Here is a 14,488-nt window from a genome sequence, read left to right as displayed (position 1 = left end):
CCGCGCGCGGTAGGTTGCCCGTTCAACCGAACCAAAGGACCACCGTTTGAACTGGGATCTGCTCGTACCGATCCTGTATCTCGCGGGCGTCGCTTGGATCGGCCTCCGGGTCGGCCGCGGCACGCAGGATGCGGAGTCGCTCTTTCTTGCCGGACGCGGGTTGGGCTTCGGCGTCGTCGGCACCTCGCTGTTCGCGTCGAACGTCTCCAGCACCACGCTGATCGGTCTCGCCGGCGCTGCCTACGCGTCTGGCATCGCCGTGGCGAGCTACGAGTGGATGGCGGCCTTGGCGCTGCTCTTCGCCGCGGTGTTCCTCGTGCCGCTCTACCTCAAGTCGCGGGTCCTCACGATCCCCGACTACATCGAGCGACGCTTCGACCGCCGTGCGCGCATCTACGTCGCCGGCGTGATGATCTTCCTCTCGCTGGTCGTGGACACCGCTGGCTCACTCTACGCCGGCGCGCTGGTGCTCACGGTGTTCGTGCCCGAGCTGCCGTTGTGGCCCACGCTCATCGGCCTTGGATTGTTCGCCGGGCTCTACACGGCGGCCGGCGGCCTCAAGGCCGTGATGCTCACCGATGCCTTGCAGGCGATCATCCTGATCATCGGCTCCGTGGTGCTCACGCTGCTGACCTTCGCGGAGTTCGACTACAGTTGGGCGAACGTGTTGGCCGCCGTGCCGGACGACCACCTGCACATGATCCGCCCCGCCGGTGATCCCGACCTGCCCTGGCCAGGCCTCGTGCTCGGCTTGCCAATTCTCGGGCTCTACTACTGGACCACGAACCAGTACATCTCGCAGCGCTTCCTCGCGGCGAAAAACGTGGACCACGCGCGCTGGGGCGCCGTGTTCGCCGCCGGCCTCAAGCTGCTGCCGCTGTTCATCATGGTGCTCCCAGGCGCGATGGCGCTGGGCCTGATGCCCGACCTCGCGCGCCCTGACGAGGTCTTCCCGACGCTCGTGCGCGATCTGCTCCCCGTTGGTGTGCGGGGCCTGATCATCGCTGCCGTGATGGCCGCCATCATGTCCACCATCGACAGCACACTGAACGCGGCATCGGCGATTGCGGTCTACGACCTGGCGGGACTCGACAAGAAGGAAGTCGATGAACGCCGGCTGTTGCGTATCGCGCGGGGCACGACGCTGGGCTTCATGGTGCTGTCGATTGCCTGGGCGCCCTTGATCCAGCGATTCCCCGGCATCTTCGCCTACCTGCAGGAAGTCTTCTCGTACGTGGTGCCGCCGATTGCGGCGGTCTACCTCGGTGGCGTGTTCGCCAAGTCGCTAACGCGCGCCAGTGCCGTGTGGGCGCTGGGCCTCGGGCACCTCGCCGGGCTCGCGCTGTTCGTGGCGTCGCAGGGAGGAACCTGGCCGCTGCACTTCACGATCAACGCCTTCCTCCTGTTCCTGGTCAGCCTCGCGGTGTTGTTCGGCGCGTCCGCGCTGACGCGAGGCACGAATGAGCCAGCGCCGGCCGACGTACGCTGGAGCGCGAGCCTGTCGGCCGTGACACCGGGAACCGCGTGGTATGCGGACTACCGTCTGTGGGCGGCGCTGGTGGTGGCGGCGACGGCGGCGAGCGTGTGGGTGTTCGCGTAGGCCCGGCTACGCCGCCCCCTGCCCCGCCGCCAACGCCACGCCGAAGCGCTCGAGCATCTCGTTGGTCCACCAGGAGAGGTCGTGGTGCTCGGTCGCCTTCCACAGGCGCTTCATCCGCTCACGCGCCTCCGCGCTCGGCATGTCCAGCGCCTCGTCGATGGCACGGTCCATCGAGCGCGCCGAGTACGGATGCATCAGGATGGCCGCCTCGAGTTCGACCGCCGCGCCCGTGAACTCCGAGAGCACCAGGCGCGCGTCCTCGCCCTTGTTGGCCGCGATGAACTCCTTGGCCACGAGGTTCAGCCCGTCGCGCAGCGGCGTGACCCAGCAGATATCCGCCGCGTGGTACCAGGCCATCAGCTCATCGAAGCCCAGCGGCTGCGCGAAGAGCACGATCGGGATCCAGTTCAACGTGGAGTACTTGCCGTTGATGGCGCCGACACGCTGCTCGATCGTCGCCTGGATCTCATCGTAGATGCGCATGCCCGGTGCCGGCGGTACGCAGACCACGAAAAGCTTCACCTTGCCCACGAGCTCCGGTCGGCGCTGGAGCAAGCGCGCGTAGGCATCCAGCAGCTCGACCGTGCCCTTGGTGTAGTCCACGCGACTGACGGCAAAGAGAATGGTCTCCACGCCTGACTGCGCGCGAATCTCCGCCGCGCGTGCCTGCGCCACCGGACCGTTGACCGTCTCCTCGATCTTCGGCACGTCCACGCCCAACGGCACGACGTCGACCTTGATCGTGCGACCGTTCCACTGCAGCTCGCCGACCGCCGAGCTCTCCTGCAGCGCCCAACCCTCGGGCCGCAGCCGCTCGTGCACCGGCTGGCGCCCCGCCGTCACGGCACCGCCGAACGCGCGCGCCACCGACGCGAAGTTCTCGGCGTAGCGCGGGATGTGGAAACCGACACGGTCGCAGGCCAGCAGGCTCTCCGTGATCTCCGTGCGCCAGGGCAGCACGCCAAACACGTCGGAGCTCGGGAACGGGGTGTGATGGAAGAACGCGATGGTCAGGTCCGGCCGCTGCTCGCGGATGAGCTTGGGCACCAGCCAGAGGTTGTAGTCGTGCACCCAGACCGTGGCGCCTTCGCTGGCCACCTCGCAGGTGGCGTTGGCGAAGAGCTGGTTCACCTCGCGGAACGTCGTCCAGTCAGCGGCGTCGTAGTCGAACTTGTCCACGAAGGAGTGGAGGATCGGCCAGAGCGCCGCCTTGGAGGTCACTTTGTAGAACGAGGTGACCTGTTCCTTGGTGAGCCCGAGCTGCGCCACGTTGTAGCGCTCGCCGGCGAACTCCACGGCCTCGTTGGCGATGACCTTGCCGGCCTTCGCCTTGGGTACCTCCGTCCACGCCACCCAGGTGCCGCTGTCGAAGTACTGGAAGAACCCGCGCAGCGTCGGCACGATCCCGTTGGGGCTGCGGTGGCTGCGCAGCACTTCCTTGCCATCCACGATGGCGCGTTCGAAGGGCTGGCGATGGTAGACGACGACGAGTTCAGACATGGACCACCTCGGTCCCGAAGTGTTCGAGCGCCTCGAGGATGCCATCGCTGCCGTGCGCAGTGGCGCGCAGCAGTCGCGGATGGGCGGGCAAGCGCTCGAGCAGGCCCGGCTCGCTGTTGCCGACAGCCACGGCCGGCAGGCCGGTGCTAAGCATCGCGAGATCATTCAGCGTATCGCCGGCGACGAGGACCTCCTCCTCGCCGACCTTCCATTCCTGCAGCAGGCGCCGCAGCGTGCTGCCCTTGTTCACGCCCTGGGGCAACACATCGAAGTACAGGTTGTCGGAGACCAGGCCATCGCAACCCAACTGCGCGGCACGCGCCTGCGCCGCCGGCAGCACCGCCGGGTCGTCGAAGTAGTACGAGACCCGATACGGCCCGAAGCGCTCCTGCAATCGCAGGCCGGCCGTGTCTTCAAACGCCGCGCGCACAACATCGCTGCGGTTGCCCCAGGCATCGCGGATGCCGTGGAGCAACGGACCCTCCATCGGCAAGCCGTCTCCGTGGGCGACAAAGGCGCCGACATCGCAGATCATCGCGTCCGGCCGCGGCAGCCGTCCGGCCTCGACCAGGCGCGCCACGCTGTCGGTGGAACGCCCGGTCACATAGAGCAGCGTCCGGTCAGGGTGGTCGCGGAAGTGCGCGATGAGTCGCGCGCGGGCCGCGTCGGATCCGCCGAGGAAGGTGCCATCGAGGTCAGTGGCCAGTATGCGCATCAGAAAAGCATCAACACTTGATGGTGAGGCTGCGACCGGCGTTCGGGTCCACATAGGTGATGGTGGACTTCTTGAACAACAGGTCGGCGAAGAGCTCGCAGCGGTGGTCGCCGTTCTTCCAGGCGATCGACACGCTCTTCTCGTTGGAGTACTGCAGGTGGAAGGTCCCCTGGAACGCGGGATACGTGGAGCGAAACTCCATGAGTCGCGTGAGGCGCTTCACGAGCGGCGTCGCGGCCGCCTTGTCCACCTCGTCCTTCGTCAGATAGTGCCGGTTGATCTCCCGCGGGTCGCCCGTCTCCTCGGCGCGCTCCACATCGTTCTGCAGCGCCAGCCAGCCGGCGTAGTAGACCTGTGGGATGCCCGGCGCGAAGAGCTGCAGGGCACGCGCCGTCACGTAGGCATCGTCGTTCTGCTTCAGGGCGTCGAAGAAGGTGCAAGTGAGCTGATAGATGGCGCCCACGCTGTGCACGTTGGCCGCCGAACGCCGGAGGATGGGATCAGCCGAGCGCTGCGACACGTTGTCGATGAGGTCCTGGATCTTCTGTTGCGGCAGGATGCCCTCGACATCGGGAATGCAGATGCCGTCGTGCGTGTCGAGCACGGACACCTGGTTGCGCGGGCACATCCGCAGCCACTGCTTGAGGTAGCGGCTGTCGCCATCGAGCAGCGCGTGCAGGATGAGCGGCGGCAGCGCGAAGCCATACGGCCGCATCCCGTGCAGCGAGATGGCGAACTGATAGCTCGGATGGTCGTGCACCTCGGGCAGGGTGTCCGCCCCAAGACGCTCGGCGACGCGATGGATCCAGTTCAGGATCTCGTAGACCTCGGGCTCCACAAGGAAACAGCTGGTGCCGAGTCGTTTCGTGGTGTAACCGAAGGCATCGAGCCGGAAGAGCTTCACGCCTTTCGAATGGAGGAACGTGACATAGTCCTCCATCAGCGCATACGTGCGCGGCGAGTTGTAGTTCAGGTCGATCTGCTTCTCGGTGAAGGTCGTCCACACGCGGTCGGTGGTCCCGTCGCCGAGCCTCACCTCGCGGAAAGGCTCCTTCTCCTTGCGGATGTGGATCTTGGCGAGGTCGTCGGGCGTGATGTCGCCCATCTGGTCCACGTGCACGAAGAGATCGGCGTGCTCTGACTTCATCCCTTTCTCCAGGAAGTCCTTGAACTCGGCCGACTCGTCGGAGATGTGGTTGATCGTGAGGTCGGCGCAGAGATCGATGCGCCGGGAGATGCGTTCGATGTCGTCCCAGGTGCCGTAGGCGGGGTCCACTTCCTTGTGCGTGAGGGGCGAGAAGCCACTGTCCGCGTTGGATGGATAGAACGGCAGGATGTGCACGCCACCGACGGCCTTCGCGAGATGGGTCTCGAGGATGTCGGCGAGTCCGGCAAGGTTGCCGCCCATCCGGTGGGGATAGGCGATCAACTGCACCTGGTTGCGAAGCGGCATTCAGTCTCCGGGACGACCCGCGGCCGCCGTCGCGACGGCGACGGACGTGAGGGAGGTGGTCGATCGTGCATCACGCCGCAGCGGGCGCGAGTTGGGGTCGCAAGGCGACCAGCGGACGAGCTTGGCGCGGGCTCGAGGGGACCTCACACGGGGGCCATCACCGCGCCGACGAACGCAGTACCTCAATTCGGTACAGCGTTGCAATATAACGACTTGCGGCCTGTTTTTGAAGTGCGGCGTGCACTGCGTCGGCCGATGCCGCTCGCAGCAGCTTCAGGCCTGCAGCTGCCCCGTCGCCTGCCGAATGGCGTCGACCAGCGCGCGATATCCCACGGGCTTTTGCAGCGCCATCGCCGCGCCGGATAGCACCGCCGGATCCGGCACGTAGCCCGAGAGCACAATCACCGGCGCCCTCGGCGCCGTCGCGCGGAACATTGGCAACGCCTGAGCACCCGGGATCCCTGGCATCGAGAGATCCAGCAGGATGACCTTGAGGCCGGCATCGCGGATGCGTTCGGCCAGCGCGAGGCCTTCCTCGGCACTGGCAGCGGTCTCGACGTGATAGCCGGCTCGCTGGACCAACCGGGCGAGCGCAGCACGAACCATCGGCTCGTCATCGACAATGAGCGCGATGCCCTGCAGCGTGGTGGCCGCCGGCGACGGGCGCGAGCGGCGCTCCCGTGATGGTGCTTCGACCGTCGGCCAGTCGATGCGGAACGTGGTGCCGCGGTCCTCCTCGGACTCCACCTGCCACGACGCGCCCGACTCGACGACCGTCGCGACGACGGTCGCCACGCCCAGTCCCGTGCCCTTTCCGGGATCCTTCGTCGTAAAGAACGGCTCGCCAAGCCGGCGCAGCACGTCAGGCGACATCCCGCGACCACAGTCCTGCACCTCCAGCCGCACGCGATTGGAGCCTGCATCCGCAATGCGAACGCGGAGCGTCGGGTCGGGGCGGTCCAGCATGGCGTCGCGCGCGTTGAGGCAAAGGTTGAGCACCAACTGCTGCAGCTCCGCAGGCGTGCAGCGCACGACCGCGCGGTCGACGTCGATCACCTGCTCGATGCGCAGCGAGCGATCGAAGGTCTGCCGGCAGATGTGCAGGGCTTCGCGCACCGCGGCGACGAGATCTGCGGCGCTATCCGCATCGCCGGGCTCGGCGCGCACGATGTTCAGCATCCGACGCACAAGGTCGGCGGCGTTGGCCGCGGCACGCTCGGCTTCCCGCAGGTATGTCGCCGTCTCCTCACCGACGTCGGCGGCCGCCATCTCGATGTTTGGGATGATGACCGCCAGCATGTTGTTGAAGTTGTGCGCGATGCCGGCCGCCATCTCGCCCATCGCGTCGCGGCGCTGGCTGCGGCGCAGGGCGTCGGCGAGGCGATGGGACTCTGTGACGTCCAGAATGACGCCGGTGTAGAGCAGGCCTTCGCTGGAGATCGCCGGCTGGCCCTGCACCTTGAGCCATCGCAGGCCGCGTCCTGGCAGGCTGATCGGCAGCTCGTGTTCGAAGGCGGTACCCGTCGCCACCGCGGCATTGATCCGCGCATCGAGTTCGGCGCGCACTTCGGCCCCGAGTTGCGCGAACATCTGCTGCGGTGCGCGACGCAGCTCATCGGCCGAGAGCCCAAACAGCTCCCGTGTGCGGCCGCCGACGAACGGATAGCTGTCACTGCCGTCCGGATGCCGGAGGAACTGATAGACGACACCCGGTACGGCGTCGAGGACCTGCAGCAGCTGCGCGCGGCTGGACTCCAGGGCCACGGCGGTGGAGCGCTGCTCGGTGATGTCGGCGAAGGTGGCGACCACACCGCGCAGCCGTTCATCACCGGGTTCGCGCAGCGGATTCGCGCCAACCAGCAGCCAGGCCAGCGCGCCACTCGGCCGATGCACGCCGAGGAGACGCCCTCCCACCGGCTGGCCAGTGCGCAGCACCATCTCGGACGGAATCGCGTCGGGCTCGAGCGGCGTTCCATCTTGGTTGAGCAGGCGCCAACGCGGATCGGTGGCGGCACGACCGGTCATCTGGTCGAGCGTCAGTCCCAGGGCGCGCTGTGCCGCCTCATTGGCCGACTGAATGGCGCCGTCGACGGCGTGCACGACCACGCCCTCGGACATCGCGCCGAACACGGCTTGGTACGTGGTCTCGTGTTCGCGGAAACTGCGATACACGTCCGAGACGTCGGTGAAGCTGATCACGACCTGCACCACCTCTCCGCGCGCGTCGCGCAGGGGAGTCGCCGAGGCCAGCAACCAGACGCGTTCTCCGGGGTCCGGGCGCTTCAGGCCGAGCAGGACGTTGCGGACTGCCTCGCCGCTCGCGAGGGCACGCGGGCCTGGATGCGCATCGTCAGGTACTGGCGTGCCGTCGGAGAACACGATATCCCAACGCGCATCGTCCGTCGTGCGCGCCTGGATCTCCTCAACGGACAGACCCAGCAGGACCGTCGCCCGGGGATTCACGTAGAGAATCCGTCGGTCGGCAGCCTGGATGACGACGCCTACGTCGAGCGCGTCGAGCTGTTGGGTAGAGTTGGGCAGCATCCAGTGGTCGGCGGCAGACGGGGAATCTGCGCTGAAAACACGCTGCACGGAATGCACTCAGGTCCGCACCGGCGCCGGCGCCCCTATGCCGCCCGTGCCACCCAGTCCTCTGCGTTGACGCCCTTCACCAGCAGCCAGAGCGTGAATGCGAGCTCACCGGGCACGGCCATCACAACCACCAGTCCGTCGAGGAACGCCGCGCTTGACGGGACGAGCAGTACGCCGAGGCTCTGGGCGAGATAGCCGATCCCGGCCAGCAGCAAGAGCACACCCAGCCAGCGCGGCAGAAAGCCCGACCCGTAGACCAGCGACCCGAGCAGCACGACGTGCAGTCCGAAGAACAGCCCCCAGACGAGTACGATGCCGGCGTTGGCCTGCTGGAAGAGGTGGATCAGTGCATCCTGCTGTGCCGGACTGAAGGACTCGACCGCGGCGCCGCCGGCTGCGAGCGTGATCACGAGCAGGGCGGGCAGGACGTTTGCGCCTTGGACCACGGCCTCGCCGAATCGCGCGAGCGACGCCGCGAGGGCGATGCCGCGGTTCACCGGCCGGAAGACGACATAGAGGAGTCCCGAGAGCAGGACCTCGATCAGGAAGATCGCCGCCTCGATCCCGACGCCGCGTCGATAGCCCTCGCCCATCGCGCGCACGTTCGCAGCAGTGGCGGCCGGATCATCGGGAACCAGCACTGCGCCCTTGCCGAAGAGGAAGACCATCGGGCCGAGCACGAAGAGCACGACATAGAGCGCGCCGATGCTGCGCGCGTAGCGCTGGATGTTCGGTTGGGTCACTGTGTAGTCCGAGTCAGGGCGCAATCACGACGACGCCAAAGCCTTTGCCGCGGCCGACACTCTCGATGGCCTCGGCAGCTCGATCCAGCGGCACCGGCTCCTGCGCCGCAGGATGCAGCTTGCCGGCCGCCATATGCTCGGCGAGCAGGGCGAGGTCCTTTTGGTTCGGATTGGCAAGCAGCCCGACGATCCGGTGCTTTACGAAGGGATTGGTGAGCATTCCACCAACCGTGCGTCCGAATCCCATCGTGAGGCGTCCGCCGGTGCCGCCCACGATCACGAGGCTTCCGGTGGGCGTGAGCACACTGCGCAGCGAGGACACGCTGCGATTGCCGGCGATGTCGATGACGACGTCGAATGGCGTGCCACGCGAGGTGATGTCCTCGCGCGTGTAGTCGATGACCTCGTCCGCGCCGAGGGCACGGAGGCGGTCGAGGTTCCTGCTGCTGGCGACGCCGGTCACGTGCGCACCGTGGGCCTTTGCCACCTGCACGGCAAAGCTGCCAACCGCTCCCGAAGCCCCGACAATGAGCACGCGCTGACCGGTGGTCACACCGGCGGCGTCGCGGACCGCCTGCAGGGCCGTGAGACCAGACACGGGCACAATCGACGCCTGCGCGTGCGTCACGGTCTCGGGCTTGCGCGCCAACTCGGTCGCGGGCACGGCGACAAACTCCGCGAAGGCCCCTGGGCCCTGCCCGAACACGGCGTCGCCACGCTTGAGGTCGGTTACGCCCTCGCTCACAGCCTCTACCACACCGGAGAACTCGAGCCCGGCAATCGGCTCCTTGGGCGTGCGAAAGCCGTAGGCCGGGCGTGCGATATACGGCAAGCCGTGCGTGATCAGCCAGATTCCCTTGCCCACACCGGCAGCCTTCACGCGCACCAGAACCTCACCCTCGCTGAGTGCGGGGCGGTCGACCGTACGCACGGCCAGCACATCCGCTGCTGGTCCGAACGCCGACTGCACGAGTGCGCGCACTCTCTCTCCGTGAAGGGCGGCGGGTGTGGGACGGGAACAGGGCGCAATGTGGTCCCCGGCGCGGGCCTGCGGAACCCCTGCCCTTGCCATCCGTTCATCCGGATATTAGGATGAATACACAACCGATCCCCGTGGCGATTTCGAGGCAACTTGCGGCCACGTAAAACATTCAGCTAAAGCGCCGGCCCGGTGCGCCTCGACGCTCCGGGCCTTCGTGCTTTGGGTACTCCCGTGAACGCTCCCGCTGCAGCGACGCCGTTCCAAGTCTCGTTCGAGTTCTTCCCGCCCAAGACCGCGGAGATGGAGGCCACGCTGTGGCGCTCGATCACGCGGCTGGCGCCCCTGGCGCCGCGCTTCGTGTCGGTGACCTACGGCGCCGGCGGCTCCACCCGCGAGCGCACGCACCAGACGGTGCATCGGATCCTCGAGGAAACGTCACTGACGCCGGCGGCGCATCTCACCTGCGTGTCGGCCACACGAGAGGAAATCGACGCGGTGGCCGAGGACTACTGGAACGCCGGCGTCCGGCACGTGGTGGCCCTGCGCGGCGACGTGCCCGGCAGCGAGGCGCCGTATTTCCCGACCCCGGGTGGCTACGCCTACGCGGCCGAGCTGGTCGAAGGTCTGCGCAAGCGACACGACTTCGAGCTTTCGGTGGCCGCGTATCCCGAGGTGCACCCCGAGGCGAAGTCGCCGCAGGACGACCTCGACAACCTCAAACGCAAGCTGGACGCCGGCGCCACGCGCGCCATCACGCAGTTCTTCTTCGACAACTGGAGCTTCCTCCGATTCGTCGATCGCGCGCGCAAGGCCGGCATCACGGCGCCGATCGTACCCGGCATCATGCCGGTGACGAACTTCGTGCAGACGGCGAAGTTCGCGAAGACGGCGGGCGCAGCCATTCCCCCATCGTTTGCGCGGCACTTCGACGGACTGGAGGATGACCCCGACACACGGAAGCTCGTGGCCGCCTCGCTGGTGGCCGAGCAGGTGACACAGCTCTCTCAGGCGGGCGTGACGGAGTTCCACTTCTATACGTTGAACCGGGCGGATCTGGCGTACGCGATCTGCCACCTGCTGGGGCTCCGGGCCCAGCCTGGCCCGCAGGCCAACGAAGGACGGAGGACGGAGGACGGAAGCAAGGGCGGTGCCGCGTGACCTCCTCCGTCCTTCGTCCTTCGTCCTTCACCCGCGCGCAGCGCATAGCTGCGCTCCACGCCGAGGCCGCAAAGCGCCTCCTCGTCATCGACGGCGCCATGGGCACGATGGTGCAGACCTACGGCCTCACTGAGGCCGACTACCGTGGCGCGCGATTCGCCGACTGGGCGACCGACCTCAAGGGCAACAACGACCTGCTCATCCTCACGCGCCCCGACGTCATCGGCGACATCCACCGCGCGTACCTCGCGGCGGGCGCGGACATCATCGAGACCTCGACGTTCAACTCGACGCGCGTCTCCATGGCCGACTATGGCATGCAGGAGATCGTGCGCGAGCTGAACGTCGAGGGCGCGCGCCTGGCCCGTGCGGTCTGCGACGAGTTCGAGACCAAGGACGGGCGCCCGCGCTGGGTGGCTGGCGTGCTCGGCCCGCTCAATCGCACGGCCTCGCTGTCACCCGACGTCAATGATCCCGGCAAGCGCAACATCACCTTCGCGGAGTTGGTCGAGGCCTACTCCGAAGCCACCGAGGGACTGCTCGATGGCGGCTCCGACGTCATCCTCATCGAGACGATCTTCGACACACTGAACGCGAAGGGCGCGATCTTCGCGGTCGAGCAGGTCTTCGAGCGCCGCGGCGAGCGCGTGCCGGTGATGATCTCCGGCACCATCACCGACGCCTCGGGCCGCACGCTCACCGGCCAGACCACCGAGGCTTTCTGGAACTCGGTGATGCACGCACGCCCCTTCAGCGTCGGCCTCAACTGCGCACTCGGCGCCAAGGACCTGCGCGGCTACGTGCAGGAGCTCTCGCGCATCGCCGACTGCTACGTGACGGTGCATCCGAATGCCGGCCTGCCGAACGAGATGGGCGGCTACGACGAGACGCCGGACTACACGTCGAGCATCCTGAAGGAGTTCGCCGAGGCGGGCCTGGTGAACGTGGTCGGTGGCTGCTGCGGCACCACGCCGGCGCACATCAAGGCGATTGCCGACGCCGTGCGCCCGCTACCGCCGCGCAAGATCCCCGAGGTCCCGAAGCGTCTTCGCCTGAGTGGCCTGGAGCCACTGACCATCGGCCCGGACTCGAACTTCGTGAACGTGGGCGAGCGCACGAACGTCACGGGTTCCAAGAAGTTCGCCGAGCTGATCATCGGCGGGCACTACGACCAGGCGCTCGAGGTCGCGCGGCAGCAGGTCGAGGCCGGCGCGGTGATCATCGACATCAACATGGACGAGGGCATGCTCGACGCCGAGGCGGCGATGACGCGCTTCCTCAACCTCGTGGCGTCGGAACCGGCCATCTCCAAGGTTCCGGTGATGATCGACTCGTCCAAGTGGAACGTGATCGAGGCGGGCCTGCGCTGCGTGCAGGGCAAGGGCATCGTGAACTCCATCTCGCTCAAGGAGGGCGAGGCCGAGTTCGTGCGGCAGGCCAGGCTCGTGCGCCACTACGGCGCGGCGGTGATCGTCATGGCCTTCGACGAGCAGGGCCAGGCGGACACGGTGGAGCGCAAGGTCGCCATCTGCGAACGAGCCTACCGCATCCTCACGGAGCGGGTGGGCTTCCCGCCGCAGGACATCATCTTCGACCCGAACATCTTTGCCATCGGCACGGGGATCGAGGAGCACAACGGCTATGCGGTGGCCTTCATCGAGGCTGCGCAGCAGATCAAGCAGCGCCTGCCGCACGCGCGCATCTCGGGCGGCGTGAGCAACGTCTCGTTCTCGTTCCGCGGCAACAACCCGGTGCGCGAGGCCATCCACTCGGTCTTTCTGTATCACGCGGTGAAGGCCGGGATGGACATGGGCATCGTGAACGCCGGTGCCTTGGTGCTCTACGAGGACATCCCCGCGGGATTGCGCGAGCGGGTCGAGGATCTCGTGCTCAACCGCCGGGCTGACGCCACGGAGCGCCTGTTGTCCGTCGCCGACGATGCCAAGGGCCAGGCCACGAAGAAGAAAGCCGACCTCAGCTGGCGCGAGGGCCCGGTGCACGAGCGCCTGCGCCACGCGCTGGTGCACGGCATCGCCGACTTCGTCGTTGACGACACCGAGGAAGCGCGTCACCTCTACGAGCGGCCCATCGAGGTCATCGAAGGTCCGTTGATGGATGGCATGAATGTCGTCGGGGACCTCTTCGGCGCCGGCAAGATGTTCCTGCCGCAGGTGGTGAAGTCGGCGCGCGTGATGAAGCGCGCGGTGGCTCACCTCATCCCCTACATCGAAGCCGAGAAGGCGGCGAATCCCGAGTCGCGCAGCAAGGGCCGCATCGTGATGGCCACCGTGAAGGGCGACGTGCACGACATCGGCAAGAACATCGTGGGCGTCGTGATGCAGTGCAACAACTTCGAGGTCATCGACCTCGGCGTGATGGTTCCCTGCGCGAAGATCCTCGAGGCGGCGCGGGCACACGATGCCGATCTCATCGGGCTCTCCGGGCTGATCACACCCTCGCTGGAGGAGATGGCCTTCGTGGCCAGCGAGATGCAGCGCGAGGGCTGGTCCGTGCCGCTGCTCATCGGCGGCGCGACGACGAGCAAGGTGCACACGGCGGTGAAGATCGAGCCGAACTACGCCAGCCCGGTGGTGCACGTGCTCGACGCCTCGCGCGCGGTGGGCGTGGCCACGTCGCTCACCAGCGATGCGGGCCGCGAGAACTTCGCGCGCGAGACGCGCGAGGAGTACGAGCAGATCCGCCGCGACCGCGCCGCGCGCCAGCGCGACGTGAAACGGCAGACCATCGAGCAGGCGCGCAGCAACAAGCTGCGCCTCGAGTGGGACGGCGACGCGCCGACGCCGAGCTTCGAGGGCGTGCGCGTCCTCGATGACTTCCCGCTGCAGGAGTTGGTGCCGCGCATCGACTGGACGCCGTTCTTCCAGACCTGGGAGCTCGCGGGCTCGTATCCGAGCATCCTCGACGATGCGGTGGTCGGCGAGGCCGCGCGCAACCTTTTCCGCGACGCACGCGAGATGCTGGAGCGCATCGTGGACGAACGCTGGCTCAAGGCCCGCGCCGTGGTCGGCTTCTTCGAGGCCCACTCCGACGACGCCGAGCAGATCATCGTCAAGCGGCCGGCCGAGGGCTGGGTGCTTGAGGACGCCACGGCGCGCGTGCAGACCATCCGCCAGCAGATGGTGAAGGCCGACGGGCGGCCGAACCTCGCCCTGGCAGACTTCGTCGCGCCCGACGCTCGCGGCGTGCGCGACTGGATCGGCAGCTTCGTCGTCACGACTGGCATCGGCTTGGATGAGAAGGTGGCCGAGTTCGAGGCGGCCAACGACGACTACTCGAGCATCATGGTGAAGGCGCTGGCCGACCGACTCGCCGAAGCCTTTGCCGAGCGGCTGCACGAGAAAGTGCGCCGCGAGCTCTGGGGCTACGCGCCGAACGAACATCTCGACAATCAGGCCATCATCCGCGAGCAGTACCAAGGCATCCGGCCGGCGCCCGGCTACCCGGCCTGCCCGGACCACACCGAGAAGCGGACGATCTTCGACCTGCTGGACGCGGAGCGGCGCGCCGGGGTGCACCTGACCGAGAGCTACGCGATGCACCCGGCCTCGGCCGTGGCGGGCTGGTACTTCTGGCACCCCCAGGCCCAGTACTTCGGGGTGGGCAAGATCGAGCAGGACCAGGTCCAAGCCTACGCCGAACGGAAGGGGGTGGCCCTGAGTGAGGCAGAACGCTGGCTGTCGCCGATACTGAACTACGATCGCGCCGTGCGCGCCTAAGCGTTCGC

At 67.3% G+C, this 14,488-nt stretch carries 9 protein-coding genes and 1 riboswitch; of the genes, 3 read left to right on the top strand and 6 right to left on the bottom strand.

All coding sequences use genetic code 11. The features are described from left to right. The first annotated feature begins 46 nt into the window (after positions 1 to 46). Complete coding sequence (locus tag KF709_08605) at positions 47 to 1,600, top strand: sodium/solute symporter (GenBank protein MBX3174462.1); 1,554 nt, start codon at positions 47 to 49, stop codon at positions 1,598 to 1,600. Positions 1,601 to 1,606: 6 nt separating this feature from the next. On the opposite strand, the gene ggpS is transcribed toward KF709_08605, so the two are convergent. The 6 genes from ggpS to KF709_08575 form a co-directional block, all read right to left on the bottom strand. Beyond that, positions 1,607 to 3,100, bottom strand: coding sequence for a glucosylglycerol-phosphate synthase (ggpS, locus tag KF709_08600; GenBank protein ID MBX3174461.1), 1,494 nt, complete (start codon positions 3,098 to 3,100; stop codon positions 1,607 to 1,609). Further along, positions 3,093 to 3,815, bottom strand: coding sequence for an HAD hydrolase family protein (locus tag KF709_08595; protein MBX3174460.1), 723 nt, complete (start codon positions 3,813 to 3,815; stop codon positions 3,093 to 3,095). Before KF709_08595 ends, ggpS begins: the two co-directional genes overlap by 8 nt. Positions 3,816 to 3,825: 10 nt before the next feature. Beyond that, the gene (gene gtfA, locus KF709_08590; GenBank protein MBX3174459.1) at positions 3,826 to 5,268 is read right to left on the bottom strand and encodes a sucrose phosphorylase; all 1,443 of its coding nucleotides are present in this window, start codon (positions 5,266 to 5,268) and stop codon (positions 3,826 to 3,828) included. Positions 5,269 to 5,541: 273 nt separating this feature from the next. Then, positions 5,542 to 7,812 carry a PAS domain-containing protein gene (locus KF709_08585; protein ID MBX3174458.1) on the bottom strand — a complete coding sequence of 757 codons (2,271 nt, stop codon included), beginning with the start codon at positions 7,810 to 7,812 and terminating at the stop codon, positions 5,542 to 5,544. An 83-nt stretch (positions 7,813 to 7,895) separates the two neighbouring features. Beyond that, entirely contained in the window at positions 7,896 to 8,603 is a 708-nt protein-coding gene (locus KF709_08580) for a DUF4386 domain-containing protein (GenBank protein MBX3174457.1), read from the bottom strand. 13 nt (positions 8,604 to 8,616) lie between these two features. Next, positions 8,617 to 9,585, bottom strand: coding sequence for an NAD(P)-dependent alcohol dehydrogenase (locus KF709_08575; GenBank protein ID MBX3174456.1), 969 nt, complete (start codon positions 9,583 to 9,585; stop codon positions 8,617 to 8,619). A 121-nt stretch (positions 9,586 to 9,706) separates the two neighbouring features. After that, positions 9,707 to 9,782, top strand: a riboswitch (SAM riboswitch). A 34-nt stretch (positions 9,783 to 9,816) separates the two neighbouring features. On the opposite strand from KF709_08575, the gene metF reads away from it, so the two are divergent. Continuing rightward, complete coding sequence (gene metF, locus KF709_08570) at positions 9,817 to 10,743, top strand: methylenetetrahydrofolate reductase [NAD(P)H] (GenBank protein MBX3174455.1); 927 nt, start codon at positions 9,817 to 9,819, stop codon at positions 10,741 to 10,743. After that, complete coding sequence (gene metH, locus KF709_08565; GenBank protein MBX3174454.1) at positions 10,740 to 14,480, top strand: methionine synthase; 3,741 nt, start codon at positions 10,740 to 10,742, stop codon at positions 14,478 to 14,480. The genes metF and metH overlap by 4 nt, the downstream gene beginning before the upstream one ends. Positions 14,481 to 14,488 lie beyond the last annotated feature (8 nt).

Source organism: Gemmatimonadaceae bacterium (assembly GCA_019637445.1).
In the GTDB taxonomy this organism is placed as follows: Bacteria; Gemmatimonadota; Gemmatimonadetes; order Gemmatimonadales; family Gemmatimonadaceae; genus Pseudogemmatithrix.
The sequence above is the reverse complement of the archived record's forward strand: the minus strand, read 5'-3'. Positions and strand labels throughout refer to the sequence as shown.